The organism is Bosea sp. 29B (genome assembly GCF_902506165.1).
Classification (GTDB): domain Bacteria; phylum Pseudomonadota; class Alphaproteobacteria; order Rhizobiales; family Beijerinckiaceae; genus Allobosea.
This window is the reverse complement of the sequence record NZ_LR733817.1, coordinates 4,174,358-4,190,512: the sequence shown is the minus strand read 5'-3', so window position 1 is coordinate 4,190,512 and position 16,155 is coordinate 4,174,358. Positions and strand designations below refer to the sequence as shown.

The window sequence follows — 16,155 nt, the reverse complement described above, 5'->3', positions numbered from 1 at the left end:
CCATGAAGCTCACGCCGGAACTCTATTGCCTGACGCTGACCGCCGCCGCGACGGTCCTGATGTGGATCCCCTATATGCTTGCGCGGATCACGACGCGTGGCCTCATGGCAGCGATGGCCAATCCGGACCCGTCCTTTGCGCCGGACCCGGCCTGGGCCGAGCGTGCCCGGCGGGCGCATGCCAACGCCGTCGAAAACCTCGCGGTGTTCGCGCCACTGGTTCTGATCGCGGCCCTGGCCGGGGTCAGCACGGCGGCGACGGTCTTCGCTGCCAAGCTCTATCTGGCAGCGCGGCTGGTCCATTACGTGGTCTACGCCGCCGGCATCCCGATCGTCCGGACGATCGCCTTCGCAGCCGGCTTCGGCGCGACGCTCGTCTTCGTCGGCGCACTTCTCGGCCAGGCCGGCTAGCGCACGTCCAAGACGCCTTCCCACCGACAATCTGCGAGACATCGATGAGCCATCCGCCCGCCACCATTCTCGACACGATCGGCAACACGCCGCTGCTGGCGCTGCGCACTATCGTCCCGGCCAGTGGCGCCCACATCCTGCTCAAGCTGGAGGCCCGAAATCCGACGGGCAGCATGAAGGATCGCATGGCGCTCGCGATGATCGAGGCGCCGGAAGCCGATGGTCGGCTGAAGCCGGGCGGCGCGGTCGTCGAATACACCGGCGGCAGCACCGGCGTCTCGCTGGCGCTGGTCTGCGCGGTCAAGGGGCATCCGCTCCACCTCGTGACTTCGGATGCCTTCTCGAAGGAGAAGCTCGATCATATGCGCCTGCTCGGCGCGAAACTGACCATCGTGCCGAGCGAAAGCGGCAAGCAGACCGCGAAGCTGACCAGGGACATGATCGCCGAGGCGCATCGCATCGCCGGCGAATTGGGCGCCTACATCACCGCCCAGATGGAAAACACCGACCAGCTTGCAGCCTATGCCAGGCTCGCCGATGAGATCTGGGAGCAGACCGGAGGCCGGCTCGACGGCTTCGTCCAGAGTGTCGGGACGGCGGCGGCGCTGCGCGGCATCTCGGAGACGCTGCGCCGCCACGACGGCAAGATCCGCTTCGTCGCGGTCGAGCCGGCGGAATCGGCCGTGCTATCAGGCGGGCCTTCGGGCGCGCACAAGATCGACGGAATCGGCGCGGGCTATGTCGTGCCGCTCTGGCATGAGGGCATCGCCGACGAGATCGAACAAGTCTCGACGGAAGAGGCCCGGGCGATGGCGTTTCGCCTGGCGGCCGAGGAAGGCCTGTTCTGCGGCACCTCGACCGGCGCCAACGTCACGGCCGCGCTGCGGCTGGCCGAACGGCTCGGGCCGGACGCCACCGTCGTCACCATCATGTGCGATACCGGCATGAAGTACCTGAAGACGTTCTCGCAGGAGCTGGACCACTGAGCGCGCCCGCACCGGAGCCAGGCAGGCTCAGCGGGCGCGCAAGCCGCGCACGATGTTCGCCGCCCGCCTGAGAGCAGTCACGGCAGTACCGACCGCGATCAGCCAGAGCGCGATGACCAGCACCTCGTTCTGGCCCCGCCAAAGCGGCTCCAGCAGGGAGAGGAGCGCCGCCGCCGTGATCGTCGCCATGCGGTGCTGCTTGGCCATCGGGCCGGAGAAATCGGCCGGCAGCCCGCAATTGCGGCCGAACTCGCGGGTATAGGCGGTCAGCACCGCAAAAGCGGCCGCCGCCCAGCCCAGAGCCGGGGCGCCGATCCCGTAGCCGACGCCAGTGAGGATGAGGATATCGGCGACCCGGTCGGGGAACTCGTTCCAGAACGGCCCGTCGGCGGCCTGCTTGCCGCCTTCGATCGCGACCATGCCGTCGAAGAGATTGCAGAGCAGCCTGAGTTGGCAGAACAGGGCCGCAGCAAGCAGCAGCGCAATGCGCGGCCCGGGAGCCGCCCCGCCCGCGAGCCAGAAGGCGGCGCCGGCGACGGCCGCCATCGCCATGCTCGCCATCGAGATCTGGTTCGGCGTGATGCCGCTGGCGCTCAGCCGGCGCGCGATGGCCCGAGCCCAGCCGGTGTCGCGGCTCGAAAGCGGTCGGCGGTCGTCACTCTGCGCCATGGTTCATCGCCTTCCTGATCCGCCACAGCGAAAAATTGTAGAGCGCCGCATAGCTGGTCGCGACCGTGAGCGGGACGGCGATGGTCCTGGCGATCTCGGGCGTGCCGCCGATCGTGTGGATGAGGGTCAGCAGACTGGCGGAAACCAGACCGGCGATCACCGGCGGCGCCAGCAACGCGGCCAGGCCGGAAAAACGGCTGGCGAGATACTCGATGCCCCGTTTCAGCAGCAGGGTGATGAGAGCGGACAACGTGCCCTGGATCAACCCGGCGAGAAGCGGCGCCGGCATCGGATGGGCGCGGTTGGCGAAAGCCGCCCAGCTGCCCATGGCGAGGAAGGCGAAGCCGACATGCACGATGCTGCTTCGCATCAGGCGCGCGAGCGGCGGGCTCACGTGGTCGACCAGCCATAACGGACGAGGTGGAAGAAGATCGGGGCGGAGAACACCACCGAATCGAGCCGATCGAGGAAGCCGCCATGGCCGGCGATCAGATGGCCCCAATCCTTGATGCCGCGATCGCGCTTGATCGCCGACATCACGAGCCCGCCAAAGAAGCCCATCAGCACGATGACCAGCGCCAGGAAGGCGGCCTGCAGCGGCGTGAACGGCGTCATCCAGGACAGGGCCGCCCCGACTGCCGTCGCGCTGAGCGCGCCGCCGATGAAGCCTTCGACCGTCTTGGACGGCGACAGCCTGGGCGCGATCTTGGTGCGGCCGAGCAGCTTGCCCCAGACATATTGCAAGACATCGCTCATCTGCACGACGATGACGAGGAAGGCGATCAGCAGGACGTTCCGGCCCTGAAAACCGGGGATGTCGAGGCTGAGCAGCGCCGGCACATGCGAGATGCAGAAGACGCAGATCATCAGCGCCCACTGCACCTCGGCGATGCGCACGAGAAAATGCTCGGTGTCGCCGCGCAGTGACGCGATGATCGGCATCAGCAGGAAGGCGTAGACGGGAATGAAGATCGAATAGAGACCGTACCACTCGGTCCAGATCAGATAGAACTGCACCGGCAGCACGACGAAGAAGCCGGCCGCAAGCGCCCAATGATCAGCGCGGCGCGTGTCCGTCAGCGTAATGAACTCGCGCAAGGCTGCGAAGGAGCAGAAGCCGAAGAGCAGCGTCACGCCGGTCTTGCCGCCGATCAGCGCCAGGCCCATCAGCACGATCATGACCCACCAGGCGCGGATGCGATCGTTCAGGTTCTCGACCATGGCGTTCGAGCCATCCGGCGACAGCCGGCGCTGCAGCAGGTAGCCGATCGTGGAGGCCACGATCAGGACGCCGAGCAGACCGGCCAGCACGGCGAGGAGATCGGGATGCGGCATCGTCATGGCGCGCTGGCCTTCGGTGACAGAGCGAGCAGCGCCGCTTGCGCTCTCGCCAGGAAATCCTGTTTCGTCTCGGTCTCGGCAAGGGTGAGAGCGGCGCCGAAGGTGACGGTGCAGACCAGCGGCACCGGCACGAACTCGCCCTTCGGCATGACGCGGTTGAGATTGTCGATCCAGACCGGCACGAGCGCCACGTTCGGGCGCGCCTGTGCCAGATGGAACAGCCCGCTCTTGAACGGCAGCAGCGGCACCTCCGTGGTGTTGCGCGTCCCTTCCGGGAAGACGATGAGCGAGGCGCCGGCATCGAGCGCTTCGGTCATCTGGACGATCGGATCAGCCGTTCGCGTCGCGGGGTCGCGGTCGATCAGGACAGCGTTGAAGACGTCGCGGCCGATGAAGCGACGCAGACCGCTCTTCAGCCAGTAGTCGCTGCCGGCGACCGGCCGGGTCGAAAAGCGCATGCGCCGCGGCAGCACGGTCCAGATCAGGACGAAATCGCCATGGCTGGCATGGTTGGCGAAGTAGATGCGCTGCTCATCGGTCGGCGCGACGCCGTCCCAGCGCCCGCGCACCGCCGTGATGAAGCGGGCGAAGAACAGAATGAGCGCGCCAGCCAGGCCAGCTCCGATGTCGCGCATTCCCCCACCCGTTAGCCAGCCTGACGATGACGTATCGTTCATCTCGAACGCTGTCGACATTGCAGGGGTCTGAGGCACATTCGAAAGCCGGTCGCGGGCTTGCGTTCACCACCTTTTGGGGGAGCCTCCAAAGACCCCGTATCTGTCGGCTGCGAGCTGCTGGATCGATTGGAGCGTCCTGGTTCCTGCGCTACAGTAAGCCGCCACCGATCAGAGAGCGAGTTCGAGCGATGAACGAGCATTCCGCCGCGGCTAGGCCTGCTCCTGCACCCATGGACTTTCGCCAGCTCGCGCGCGGTCTGGGAACGGTGATCACTTACGCCGCCGGGGACGTGATCTTTCGCGAGGGCGACGAACCCGCCCATGCCTACATCGTTCTTTCCGGCAGGGTCGAAGTCAGAAGCCGCGGCAAGCTGATCGAAGAGGTCGGAGAGGGGCGAGCCTTCGGCATTATCTCGCTCATCGACAACAAGACGCGATCCGCCACTGCAAAAGCGGCGGAGTCATCCGAAATCGCCCTGGTCACGTCGAAGCAATTCCGGTTCATGGTCGAAACGACACCGAATTTCGTCTGGTATGTGCTGTCGGAAGTCGTGGACCGGCTGCGAGCAACCAATTCGGCGTTGTGACTGCAGCCTCGCGCGACGCGGGCAATAAACGTCCAGCTTCAGCGCCAAGCTGGATAAAGCGGCTTGACCACTCATAGTGGCCGCCCTGTGCTGCATTCCTGCCGACCGGCAGAGGTCGATCCTGCCGTGGCCACGCAATGCTCCCGTCTTACGCAACCCTCCCCCTGCTTTCGTCGCATCTTGCCGGCTGCATCTTGTGTACTAGTATACCGGCAAGGCCGCAGCAAAGCAGGCCGCCATAGGGAGGTACCATGACCCATCCGACACGGCGCGGCGTGATCGCCGGCGCTTCCAGCCTCGCCGCGCTCTCTGCCGGCGGAGCCTTCGCCCAGAGCGCGCCTGCAAGCCCGGTGATGCTCAACATCATCGACGTCGCCGGCAATCTGCAGCTGACGCAGGCTTCGATCGAGAAGTTCGCCAAGGACAATCCGAAGCTGATCTCGCGCCTGAACTTCTCGCGGGCGCCCTCGCCCGAATTGCCGGCCAAGCTCAAGGCGCAGCAGGACGCCAACCGCGTCGACATCGACATGGTGCTGACCGGGCCGGGCGCGATGTCAGACGGCATCCAGCAGGGCCTGTGGGTCGATGTCTGGAAGTCGCACACCGCGAGCCTGCCCAAGGCCGAGGAGATCTATCACGAGCAGGCGCTGATGATGCAGCGCAATTTCGGCCAGAACGAAGGCGTCGCCGTCGTCTATTCGCCCTCCGGGCCGCTGTTCGAATACATGGCCGACAAGCTCAAGACGGTGCCGAAGACGGCCGAGGAATTCCTCGCCTATGTGAAGGCGAACCCCAACCGCTTCACCTATGCCCGCCCGCTCAACTCCGGCCCCGGCTGGACCTTCCTGCAGGGCATGCCCTACATCCTCGGCGACAGCGATCCGACCGACCCGATGAACGGCTGGGCCAAGACCTGGGCCTATCTCAAGGAGCTCGGTACCGCGATCGACTATTATCCGACCGGCACCGCCGCGACGATGAAGGAGCTCGGCGACGGCACGCGCGACTGCATCGTCTCGACGCTGGGCTGGGACATCAACCCGCGGGCGCTGGGCATCGTGCCGAAGGAGGCGAAGGTCTTCACTCTCGCCAACACGCACTGGATCCCCGACACGCAGTTCATGTGCATTCCGAAGGGTGTCGCGGCAGACAAGATCGCGGTGATCCTGGCGCTGATGTCGCATCTGCTGAAGCCGGAATCGCAGGCGGCGACCTATGACAAGGGCTATTTCTATCCCGGCCCCGCGATCAAGGGCGTGACGCTGGCGATGGCGCCGAAGGAGAGCCAGGACGTGCTGAAGGAATTCGGCCGGCCCGAATATGACGGGCTGATCTCAAGTCTGCCGACCCGCCCGCCATTGACGCCCGCGCGCCTGGTCGCCGCCTTCCGGCGCTGGGACCAGGAGATCGGCGTCGGCCACGCGCCGAAGTAAGATGCGCTTTTCTGCCATCGGCCTCGACCACCGCCATATCTACCATATGGTCGGTGGCCTGCTGGAGGCCGGCGCGGAGTGCGCCGGCTTCGATCCTGCGACCAGCGATCCGCGCGTGCTCGCCGGCTTCCGCGAGCGCTTCCCGCAACTGCGGGAGGCGCCGGCTGAGGCGCTGCTCGACGATCCCACGATCGACCTCATCGTCTGCGCCGGCATCCCCTCGGAGCGGGCCGGCCTCGCCGTCAGGGCGATGCAGGCCGGCAAGGACGTGATGGTCGACAAACCCGGCGTCACGACCTTCGAGCAGCTCGCCAAGGTCGAGCAGGTCGTCGCGGAGACGGGCCGCATCTTCTCGGTCTGCTTCTCCGAGCGCTTCATCGTCCCGGCCACCATCGTCGCCGGCAAGCTGATCGCGGACGGTGCGATCGGACGCGTCGTGCAGACGGTCGGCCTCGGCCCGCACCGGCTCAACCGGACGATCCGGCCGGACTGGTTCTTCGACAGGCGCTATTTCGGCGGCATCCTCACCGACATCGCCTCGCACCAGATCGACCAGTTCCTGCATTTCACCGGCTCGCCCGATGCCGAGATCGCCGCCTCCGGTACCGGCCATTTTGGCGTGCCGGATCTGCCCGATTTCGAGGATTTCGGCGAGATCCTGCTGCGCAGCGACCGGGCGAATGGCTTTATCCGCGTCGACTGGTTCACCGCCGACGGCCTGCCGAGCTGGGGCGACGGCCGGCTCACCATCCTCGGCACCGAGGGGACGATCGAGCTGCGCAAATATGTCGACATCGCCGGCCGGCCCGGCACCGACCATGTCTTCCTGGTCGACAAGGCCGGCACGCGCCATATCGACGCCTCGGGCGAACCGCTCACCTATTTCCGCAACCTGATCGCCGACATCGCGGACCGCAGCGAGACGGCGGCGACACAGCGGCACATGTTCACGGTCTGCCGGCTCGCTTTGCATGCGCAAGATCGGGCCGTGCGCCTGCCCGTCAGAGGAACCGAGGCAAAGTGACACGCAAGCTCGGCATCGCCGTCATCGGGCTGGGACCGGCCGCCCTGCCCCATTCGCGCAGCCTGATCGATCTGGCTGGCAGGGTCGATGTCCGCTACGTCGCCAGCCGCTCGCAGGAGCGGCTCGACGCCTATCGCGCCCAGTTCCCTTTCCCCGGCAGCACCGACATCGACGCGGTTCTGGCTGACGAAACCGTCGAGGCGGTGATCGTGCTGACGCCGCCGGCGAGCCACCGAGATGTCGGTGTCCGCTGCCTTGCCGCTGGAAAGCATGTGCTGGTCGAGAAACCGCTGGAGCTGACTGTCGCGCGCAGCGAGGAACTCGTCGCGGCGGCGCGGCGGGCCGGCAAGGCCTTCGGTGTCGTGCTGCAGCACCGCTTCCGGCCGGCGAGTCGGCGGCTCAAGGCGGCATTGGATGGCGGCGAGCTCGGCAGCGTCGAGGCTGCCCTGCTGCAGGTTCCGTGGTGGCGGCCGCAGAGCTATTACGATGAGCCCGGCCGCGGCACGATGGCGCGCGACGGCGGCGGCGTGCTGCTGACGCAGGCGATCCACTCCTTCGACCTGTTCCGCTCGCTGGTCGGGGTATCCAAGGTCGTCGCTGCGCAGGTGCATACTACCGCGCTGCACAGGATGGAGACCGAGGACTATGTCGGCGCCCTGCTGGAAACGGGGAACGGCGCGCCGGCGACGCTGGTGACCACCACCGCCGCCCATCCCGGCCACCCCGAGCGCATCGAGATCATCGGCAGCAGGGGCCATGCGGCGCTGGTCGGCGGGCGTTTGCAGCTATCCTTCCTCGACGGCCGCTCGGAGGTGGTCGAGGCCGAGGGCAATACCGGCAGCGGCGCCAACATCATGGACTTCCCGCATGACGCCCATCGCGCCGTGATCGCCGACTTCATCGACGCGATCGAGGAAGGGCGCGATCCGGTGGTGACAGGTGAGGAAGCCTTGACCTCGCAGCGCTGGATCGACGCGATCCTGGCGGCAGGCCGCGGCTGATCACGCCATCCGATAGGCCATGCGCACGCCGCCCCAATGGCGGCCGGCGACGCGCAGCGGCGCGTCGACCTCGCGCATCAGCTGGACGCCCGCGCTGCCCATGTCGCGCTGATAGGACTGGATGATGAAGGGCCGCGCCGAGCGAGCGGCGGTGATCCCGGCCCGGTCATCGAAGATGCGCCGATCGCGGCTATAGGCGGGGTTCCAATCCGGATCGCCCGGCCGTTGCGGCCGCGAGTATTCCGGGTGGTGCACCGGGACATAGCCGTTGCGGTCGATCGGCAAGGTGAAGACGAGGCGCGGATCGCTCGCCTTGGCCTGCTCCATCACCGACGGCAGGATCGCCTGCAAGACCGGCAGCGCCCGGTTGGCGAACTGGCGCGGATTGGAGTCCGGAACGGGCTGATAATCGGTATCGAACAGGTCCTCCTCGCTGAGGCGGCCGGTGCGCAGCGCCGATTCGAGCAGAGCGGCGACCCGATGTGCGAATTCCTGAGCCTGCTCGATCAACGGGCGATAGCTTTCCTCGATCTCGGCGAGCCGCCGATGCAGCGCCGCATGCGCCACCTCCTCGCCGCGCTCGAAGGCGATGTGGAGGCCGAGATCGCTGCGCGCCATCACCCGGCACGGCAGCGGCGGCAGGCCCTCGACTGCGATCGTGCCGCGCATCCGCGGCCTCAGTTCGGAATTGGCAACCGACAGCAGGGCGCCGCCAAAGCCAAGGTCGATCGTCTGCCCGGCGACGATGCGCTCGCCGAATTCGAGCCTGACCGGACACTCGGCCGGGAAACGGTCGTGCTGGCGCCGATCGGCGAAGACGGTGTGGCGCAGCGTCGGCACGAAACGCTCCAGCAAGCCTTCCGCCTGGCGCGCGCCTTCGGCGAGCGCCCGCCTGGCATCGATGTTCTCCTGCGCGGCTGCGAGCGCGACACGGTCGACCTCGCTGACGCGGTCACGCACCGTCTCGATGAAGCGGGCGGTCGCCTCGGCGCTGCGCGACAACTCAGCCGCGGCCGCCGCCTGCTCGTGCGAGGCCTCGCCGACGGTCGCCATGACCGGATTGACCTCGCCGACGAGGCGGAAGGCGTCGGTGACCACCGCCGCCGAGCCCTGCGCCGTCTGATTCAGCCGATCGACCTGATTGCGGATATGGTCGACCGCCTCACGCACGCCGAGCGAAAGCGACTTCACCTCCTGCGCGACAACGCCGAAGCCCTTGCCGGCCTCGCCGGCGCGAGCCGCCTCGATCGTCGCGTTGAGGGCGAGCAGATTGGTCTGGCGGGCGATTTCCGCGATGGCGTCGACGATCGAACGAATCTCGCCGGTCGCAGCCGCGAGCCCGTTGATCATCGCCGTCGCCTCCGCGGCACGTTCAGCGGCGTTGTCGAGCATGTCGCGGGCGCCGGACATGGCAGCTCCGACGCGTTCGGCCGCCTCCGACACCTGCAGCGTCGCAGTTGCCAACGCCGACGAATTATCGCTTGCCTGCAGGGCAGCGTCACGCAGCTCGGCCATGCCGCCGCGAATCTCGCGGGATCGGATTTCCGAACGCTCGGAGCAATGCTCGGCCTGGTCGAGCCCGTCATTGAGACGACGCATCGCAGCGACGACGTCGCTCTCCAGCTCGTTGATCGCCTCGCTGATCGAAGTCTCGGCGGGACCGGGAAGCTGCTGTGGCGCCTCGGCCACGGCCTGCAACGCAGCTGGCGCGGCAGCGGGGCCGGCACGGCCCAACAGGCGCCAGACGGAACGAGCAAGCATAGGCATTCCCGGGGCGAGACAGGATGCAAGAGCATGCGCCGACAGGGTTAACAAACCCCTGCGGCCGGGCACCGGCCAATCGCTTGAAAGACCGGGAGATCCCCTTCCCCCCGCTTGCGGTGGGGAAGGGTTAGGGATGGGGGGCCGCAAAGCTGGGCGCGACCGTCCTTCGATGTTGCGCCGAGCGGCACTGCCCCCCACCCAACCCTCCCCACCGCAAGCGGGGGGAGGGCCAGCGCCCGACATGGACCGCAAGGCCTTCCTCAAGCGATGCCCTTGTGGCCGGGCACTCGATGCGCGGATGTTCCGGTGCTCCGGCCGCCGCCCTGCCCGCGGCGCAGATGCGCTCACCTGCCGGGCAGGATGGACCGCCATCGTCCGCCCGCCTAGATTGCAGGCAGTTTCAACCGGCGACACAGCCGGGCTCTCCAGGGACGTTCGATGAGTTCATCGCATTACGACGTGATCGTCGCCGGCGTCGGTGCGATGGGCTCTGCCGCCTGCTGGCACCTGGCCAAGCGCGGGCTCAAGGTGCTCGGTCTCGAGCGTTTCGACCTCGGCCATGCCATGGGCTCCTCGCACGGGCTGACGCGGATCATCCGCCTCGCCTATTTCGAGGGCTCGCATTATGTGCCGATCGTCAAGCGCGCCCATCAGCTCTGGCAGGAGACCGGCGATGCGGCCGGGCTGAAGCTGCTGCACGTCACCGGCTCGCTTGATCTTGCGCCCGAGGGGCTCGGCCCGGTCGAGTCCTCGCTGCAATCCTGCCTCGACCATGATCTCGAGCACGAAATGCTCGGCCGCGACGAGATCATGCGCCGCTTCCCCGGTTTCCATTTGCCGGAAGGGTACCTCGGCCTCTGGCAGCCGGACGGCGGCTTCGTCGCCTCGGAGAAGGCGATCTACGCCCATGTCGGGCTGGCGCAGTCGAAGGGCGCGGAGATCCGCACCGGCGAGCCGATGCTCGACTGGCAGCCGACCGCCGATGGCGGCGTCACTGTCCGCACGGAACGAACCACCTATTCGGCCGGGCGGCTGGTGATCACCTCGGGCGGCTGGATCACGGACGCGGTGCCGCAGCTCGCGCGCTCGATGACGACGGTGCGCCAGGCGATCGGCTGGTTCACCACGCGCCGCCCGGAGCTGTTCCGCGAAGGTGCTTTTCCCGTCTTCATCCTCAGCGCCGAGGAAGGCACCTTCTACGGCTTCCCGCTCTACGAACATCCCGGCTTCAAGCTCGGCGGGCCGCATTTCGCGCGCGAGCCGATGGATCCGCGCCAGCCGGACCGGACGCCGAGCCCCAACCAGGTCAGGCTGATTCGCGAATGCCTGGCGCGCTACCTCCCCGACGCCAATGGTGACCCGCTGACGGTGAAGGGCTGTGTCTACACTGTCTCGCCCGACGAGGACTTCGTCATCGACGCCGTGCCCGGCGTGCCGCAGGCGGTGTTCGCCTCGGCCTGCTCCGGCCACGGCTTCAAATTCGCCAGCGCGATCGGCGAGATCCTGGCGGATCTCGCCACCGCCGGCCGCTCCGCCTTCGATCTCTCGCCCTTCTCCCTCTCCCGCTTCGACGCCTGAACCGTCGATCCGCCGCGACGCCTTGTCGTTTGGCCGAGATCGGCCGAGCGGACGGCGCGCGAAGCCTGACAGGACCCGCCTTGGCCACCGCCGCCCAGAACCGCCGCGGAATCATCGCCATGCTGGCGGCGATGACGCTCTTCTGCTGCAACGACGCTTTGGTGAAGCTCGCGCGCGAGGCCTTCCCCGCCGGGCAGGCGCTGGCGCTGCGTACAGCGTTCGCCATTCTGGCCGGCGTCGCGCTGGTGGTGTTCATGGGCGACTGGCGCAAGCTGCCGCTCGGACTGAGGCCGCTGGTGCTCATGCGCGCAATCGTCGAAGCGCTGGCCGCACTGACGTTCAACTGGGCGCTGGGGCTGCTGCCACTCGCCAACATCACGGCGATCGTGATGGCCTCGCCCCTGCTCATCGTCCTCTTCGCCGCAGTGCTGCGGATCGAAACCGTCGGCTGGCGCCGAATGCTGGCACTGGTGGTCGGCTTCATCGGCGTGCTGATCGTGATGCGCCCGGGCGCCGACGGCTTCAGCGCGGCCGCCTTGGTTGCGCTCGCCGGCACAGGTCTCGTCGCCATCCGCGACCTGACCACCCGCTTCATCAGCAGCGAGATCCCCTCGACGGTGATCTCCCTGACCGCGATGGTCTTCGTCGGGGCGCTGGGCCTCGGCATGGGCCTGGTCGAACCCTGGCAATCGCCCTGGCGGATCCAGACCATCTATCTCGGCCTGGCGGCGCTGCTGGTGACGGCAGCCAGCTTCTGCATCATAAGCGCCTTCCGCAACACCGATGTCGGCGTCGTCGCGGGCTATCGCTACTCGGTCGTTCTCGTCGCCGTGCTGATCGGCTGGCTGGTCTGGGGCGACACGCCGGACGGCATCGCCTACGCGGGAATCGCGCTGATCGTCGGCAGCGGCCTCTACACCCTGCATCGCCAGCGCGCCCGCCCCGATTCGCAGCTGAAGCCCGAGGGCGACAAACCGCTATGACAGCGAAGCCGACCCTCACCGTCCTCGTCGCGATCTCGACGCTGCAGCCGATCGCCCTCAACATGCTGGCGCCGGCGACCCCAGCGCTCGCCCGCAACTTCGCCACCAGCTATGCGACGATCCAGCTGACGCTGACCCTCTTCCTGGTCGCGGTCGCGCTGACGCAGCTGATCGTCGGGCCGCTCTCCGACCGGTACGGGCGCCGGCCCTGCGTGATCGCCGGCACAGCCGTGTTCGCAGCGGGTTCCGTGCTCGGAGCCCTGGCGGACAGCGCGGGCATCCTGCTGTTCGCGCGCGTGCTCGAAGGCGCCGGTTCCGGCACGACCTTCGCCCTGGCACGCGCCATCATCCGCGATACGGCGGGCCGCGACCAGGCGGCACGGCAGATCGCGACCGTCACCATGGTCATGGTGGTGGCTCCGATGATCACGCCCTATCTCGGCGGCCATATCGAGACCAATCTCGGCTGGCGCATGATCTTCTGGTCAATGGCCGCGGCGGCCGCGATCGTGCTGGTCCTGGTCGGACTGCGCCTGCCCGAGACGGCACCGAATGTCGGCGTGCGGACCTCGCTCACCGGCATCTTCCGGGCTTTTCCGGAGCTGGCGCGCGACCGCAGCTTCATCAGGAACGTCGTCGCGCTGGCGATGACGTCCGCCGCCTTCTTCGCCTTCATCGCCGCAGCGCCGTTCATCGTCGTCGAGACGATGGGGCGCGGCTCCGACACTTACGGCGCCTATTTCATCATCAACGCCTTCGGCTACATGGTGGGTAATTTCACCATGTCCCGATTGGTGCTGCGGCACGGCACGGCGACGATGGCCTGGATCGGCCTGATCATCTCCTTCGTGGCGATCACCGTCGCCTTCGCGATCGCGCTGACGCCATGGTGGACGCCGCTGACGCTGTTCCTGCCGCTCGCCATCAGCGCCATCGGCAACGGCTTGACGCTGCCCGGAGCGACCGCTGCGGCGCTTTCGGCCCGGCCCGAGCTCGCGGGCTCGGCAGCCGGCCTCGCCGGCGCGATCCAGCTCGGCTCGGGCGCGCTCGCGACCGTGGTGATCAGCTCGCTGGTCGCGCATTGGCCGCCAGCTCTGATGGCGATGATGTGGCTGATGCTGGTCGTCGCTTTGCTGGCCTTGCGCAAAGAGCCGCGTAGGCGAAAGGACTGATCCACAGCGCCTTGCACGCAGCAATGTTGTACGGCATGTAGCATTGGTATAACCGCCCTTCGCAAACTGCATGATGCAGCCACAATCCACGAGGTCAGGGAGGACTGAGGTGGACGCACCCCTCGCTTTGAGCCGCGCTATCGATACCCTCAACCGCAAGATCGGTCAGTGGGTCGCGTGGCTGATCCTCGTCGCCGTCATCGTCTCCGCCGTCAACGCGATCATCCGCAAGGTCTTCAACGTCTCATCGAACTCCTGGCTCGAGCTCCAATGGGTGCTGTTCGGCGCCGTGTTCCTGCTCTGCGCCTCCTGGACGCTGCAGGTGAAGGAGCACATCCGCATCGACATCGTGAACAACCTGCTGCCGAAGCACGTGCAGCAATGGATCGACCTGATCGGCCATCTCCTGTTCCTGCTGCCGTTCTGCGCACTGATGGTCTACCACTCCGGCCCGTTCTTCATGCGCTCCTACCAGGTCAACGAGCAATCGCTCTCGGCCGGCGGCCTGCCGCAATGGCCGGCCAAGGGCCTGTTGATCATCGGCTTCTTCCTGCTGCTGCTGCAGGGCATCTCGGAAGTGATCAAGCAGATCGCGATCATGCGCGGCAAGCTCGACGACGACGAGACGCTGCGCGGCCACGCCGCTGCCGCCGAGGCCGAGGCCCAACGCCTGCTTGAGCAGGCCAGGGCCGAAGGCCTCGCCCCGTGAGCCCAGACGCAGCTTTCCGGACCCGCTCCATGACCTTCGCCCGCTCCGCCGCGCTGCTGCTTGCGCTCACGCTCGCCGCCTTCCTCAGCCTGCACACCGGCGACGCCCACGCCGCCGGCATCGGCGACTTCCTGCGCGTCAACATGGCGCCGGTGATGTTCGTCGCGCTCGTGCTCTTCCTGCTGCTCGGCTATCCGGTCGCCTTCGCGCTCGCCGCCAACGGCCTGTTCTTTGCCTTGGTCGGCATCGAGCTCGGCATGTTCCAGGAGAACTTCCTGCAGGCGCTGCCGGAACGCATCTACGGCACGATGAACAACGACGTGCTGCTGGCGATCCCGTTCTTCACCTTCATGGGGCTGGTGCTGGAGCGCTCTGGCATGGCGGAGGACCTGCTCGACACGATCGGCCAGCTCTTCGGACCGATCCGCGGCGGCCTCGCCTACGCCGTCATCTTCGTCGGCGCACTGCTCGCCGCCACCACTGGCGTCGTCGCGGCGTCCGTCATCTCGATGGGCCTGATCTCGCTGCCGATCATGCTGCGCTATGGTTATGATCGGCGGCTCGCCTCGGGCGTGATCGCAGCGTCCGGCACGCTGGCGCAGATCATCCCGCCCTCGCTCGTGCTGATCGTGCTCGCCGACCAGCTCGGCCGCTCGGTCGGCGACATGTATGAGGGCGCCTTCATCCCGGGCCTCGTGCTCTCGAGCCTCTATGCCGGCTACGTCTTCCTGGTCACGATGGTATGGCCGAAACGCGCACCCGGCCTGCCGCCGGAAGCGCAGACGCTGCGCGACGCCGACGGCGTGACGCGGCGGCGCTCGCTGCTGGTGGTGACGATCCTCGCCTTCGCCGTCGCCATCGCCTACATGAAGTACTTCACCAAGGTCGGCGGCGGCGCGGATTTCGTCATCCTGACGATGTCGATCGCAGTCGCGGTCTCCTTCGTCATCGCGTTGGTCAACAAGTACCTCAAGCTCAACCTGCTCTCGCGCATGACCGAGCAGGTCGTCTTCGTGATGGTGCCACCACTGGCGCTGATCTTCCTGGTGCTCGGCACGATCTTCATCGGCGTCGCAACGCCGACCGAAGGCGGCGCCATGGGCGCGGCCGGCGCGATCCTGCTCGCCTGGAGCAAGAAGCGTATGACTTTCAACCTGCTCCGGCAGGCGACGGAGTCGACGGCGAAGCTCTCGGCCTTCGTGCTGTTCATCCTGGTCGGCGCGCGCGTGTTCTCGCTGACCTTCTACGGCGTCAACGGCCATGTCTGGGTCGAGCACCTGCTCGTCGGGCTGCCCGGCGGCGCGACGGGCTTCCTGATCGTCGTCAACGTGATGGTCTTCCTGCTCGCCTTCTTCCTCGACTTCTTCGAGCTCGCCTTCATCATCGTGCCGCTGCTCGGTCCGGCGGCGGACAAACTCGGCATCGACCTGATCTGGTTCGGCGTCATCCTTGGCGTGAATATGCAGACCTCGTTCATGCACCCGCCCTTCGGCTTCGCCCTGTTCTTCCTGCGCTCGGTCGCGCCGAAGAACCCTTATCGCGACAAGGTGACGGGCAAGATGATGGAGCCGGTGACGACCGGGCAGATCTACTGGGGGGCCGTGCCCTTCGTGGTGATCCAGTGCATCATGGTCGCACTCGTGGTGATCTTCCCGCAGATGGTGATGCACTACAAGAGCTCGGGCGTGCAGCTCGACCAGCAGCAGATCAACAAGCAGCTCGACAGCATCAGCATTCCGGGGCTCGGCGGCTCCGGCGGATTACCCGGGCTTGATCTCAACGCCCCGCCGACGCTGAACCTCAAGTAAGGCGTCAAGGCCA

Annotated in this window: 16 protein-coding genes; 11 read left to right on the top strand and 5 right to left on the bottom strand. The window is 67.1% G+C overall.

What is annotated here, in order from left to right; translation table 11 throughout:
• Positions 1 to 2: 2 nt before the first annotated feature.
• Positions 3 to 410 (top strand): MAPEG family protein, encoded by a 408-nt coding sequence (locus GV161_RS20370; protein WP_152017401.1) that lies wholly within the window; start codon positions 3 to 5, stop codon positions 408 to 410.
• 44 nt (positions 411 to 454) lie between these two features.
• A complete protein-coding gene (locus GV161_RS20365) occupies positions 455 to 1,396 on the top strand; it encodes a cysteine synthase family protein (RefSeq protein WP_152017400.1) in 942 nt (313 codons plus the stop codon).
• Between the two features lie 27 nt (positions 1,397 to 1,423).
• Here GV161_RS20365 and GV161_RS20360 read toward each other — a convergent pair whose 3' ends face one another.
• The 4 genes from GV161_RS20360 to GV161_RS20345 are packed head-to-tail and all read right to left on the bottom strand — an operon-like array spanning position 1,424 to position 4,041.
• The gene (locus GV161_RS20360; RefSeq protein WP_152017399.1) at positions 1,424 to 2,065 is read right to left on the bottom strand and encodes a CDP-alcohol phosphatidyltransferase family protein; all 642 of its coding nucleotides are present in this window, start codon (positions 2,063 to 2,065) and stop codon (positions 1,424 to 1,426) included.
• Positions 2,052 to 2,459, bottom strand: coding sequence for a hypothetical protein (locus GV161_RS20355; protein ID WP_152017398.1), 408 nt, complete (start codon positions 2,457 to 2,459; stop codon positions 2,052 to 2,054). The genes GV161_RS20360 and GV161_RS20355 overlap by 14 nt, the downstream gene beginning before the upstream one ends.
• On the bottom strand, positions 2,456 to 3,406 hold the full coding sequence (locus GV161_RS20350; RefSeq protein ID WP_152017397.1) for a phosphatidate cytidylyltransferase: 951 nt from the start codon (positions 3,404 to 3,406) through the stop codon (positions 2,456 to 2,458). The genes GV161_RS20355 and GV161_RS20350 overlap by 4 nt, the downstream gene beginning before the upstream one ends.
• Entirely contained in the window at positions 3,403 to 4,041 is a 639-nt protein-coding gene (locus tag GV161_RS20345; protein ID WP_152017396.1) for a lysophospholipid acyltransferase family protein, read from the bottom strand. The genes GV161_RS20350 and GV161_RS20345 overlap by 4 nt, the downstream gene beginning before the upstream one ends.
• Before the next feature lie 230 nt (positions 4,042 to 4,271).
• Between GV161_RS20345 and GV161_RS20340 the strand changes: the two genes are divergently transcribed.
• From GV161_RS20340 to GV161_RS20325, 4 genes are all read left to right on the top strand, one after another.
• On the top strand, positions 4,272 to 4,670 hold the full coding sequence (locus tag GV161_RS20340; RefSeq protein WP_159650326.1) for a cyclic nucleotide-binding domain-containing protein: 399 nt from the start codon (positions 4,272 to 4,274) through the stop codon (positions 4,668 to 4,670).
• A gap of 251 nt (positions 4,671 to 4,921) precedes the next feature.
• Positions 4,922 to 6,103 (top strand): extracellular solute-binding protein, encoded by a 1,182-nt coding sequence (locus tag GV161_RS20335; RefSeq protein WP_152017394.1) that lies wholly within the window; start codon positions 4,922 to 4,924, stop codon positions 6,101 to 6,103.
• 1 nt (position 6,104) lies between these two features.
• On the top strand, positions 6,105 to 7,127 hold the full coding sequence (locus tag GV161_RS20330) for a Gfo/Idh/MocA family oxidoreductase (protein ID WP_152017393.1): 1,023 nt from the start codon (positions 6,105 to 6,107) through the stop codon (positions 7,125 to 7,127).
• Positions 7,124 to 8,128, top strand: coding sequence for a Gfo/Idh/MocA family oxidoreductase (locus GV161_RS20325; RefSeq protein WP_152017392.1), 1,005 nt, complete (start codon positions 7,124 to 7,126; stop codon positions 8,126 to 8,128). The genes GV161_RS20330 and GV161_RS20325 overlap by 4 nt, the downstream gene beginning before the upstream one ends.
• On the opposite strand, the gene GV161_RS20320 is transcribed toward GV161_RS20325, so the two are convergent.
• Positions 8,129 to 9,889 carry a methyl-accepting chemotaxis protein gene (locus GV161_RS20320; protein WP_159650325.1) on the bottom strand — a complete coding sequence of 587 codons (1,761 nt, stop codon included), beginning with the start codon at positions 9,887 to 9,889 and terminating at the stop codon, positions 8,129 to 8,131. It abuts the gene before it with no gap.
• Positions 9,890 to 10,330: 441 nt separating this feature from the next.
• On the opposite strand from GV161_RS20320, the gene solA reads away from it, so the two are divergent.
• The 5 genes from solA (at position 10,331) to GV161_RS20295 (ending at position 16,142) form a co-directional block, all read left to right on the top strand.
• The gene (solA, locus tag GV161_RS20315; protein ID WP_152017390.1) at positions 10,331 to 11,470 is read left to right on the top strand and encodes an N-methyl-L-tryptophan oxidase; all 1,140 of its coding nucleotides are present in this window, start codon (positions 10,331 to 10,333) and stop codon (positions 11,468 to 11,470) included.
• Positions 11,471 to 11,550: 80 nt separating this feature from the next.
• Entirely contained in the window at positions 11,551 to 12,453 is a 903-nt protein-coding gene (locus GV161_RS20310) for a DMT family transporter (RefSeq protein ID WP_152017389.1), read from the top strand.
• Positions 12,450 to 13,625, top strand: a complete 1,176-nt coding sequence (locus tag GV161_RS20305) for a multidrug effflux MFS transporter (protein ID WP_152017388.1) — start codon at positions 12,450 to 12,452, stop codon at positions 13,623 to 13,625. The genes GV161_RS20310 and GV161_RS20305 overlap by 4 nt, the downstream gene beginning before the upstream one ends.
• 109 nt (positions 13,626 to 13,734) lie before the next feature.
• Positions 13,735 to 14,334 (top strand): TRAP transporter small permease subunit, encoded by a 600-nt coding sequence (locus GV161_RS20300; protein ID WP_193219606.1) that lies wholly within the window; start codon positions 13,735 to 13,737, stop codon positions 14,332 to 14,334.
• Positions 14,335 to 14,453: 119 nt separating this feature from the next.
• Entirely contained in the window at positions 14,454 to 16,142 is a 1,689-nt protein-coding gene (locus tag GV161_RS20295) for a TRAP transporter large permease subunit (protein WP_152017554.1), read from the top strand.
• The last annotated feature ends 13 nt before the right edge of the window (positions 16,143 to 16,155 follow it).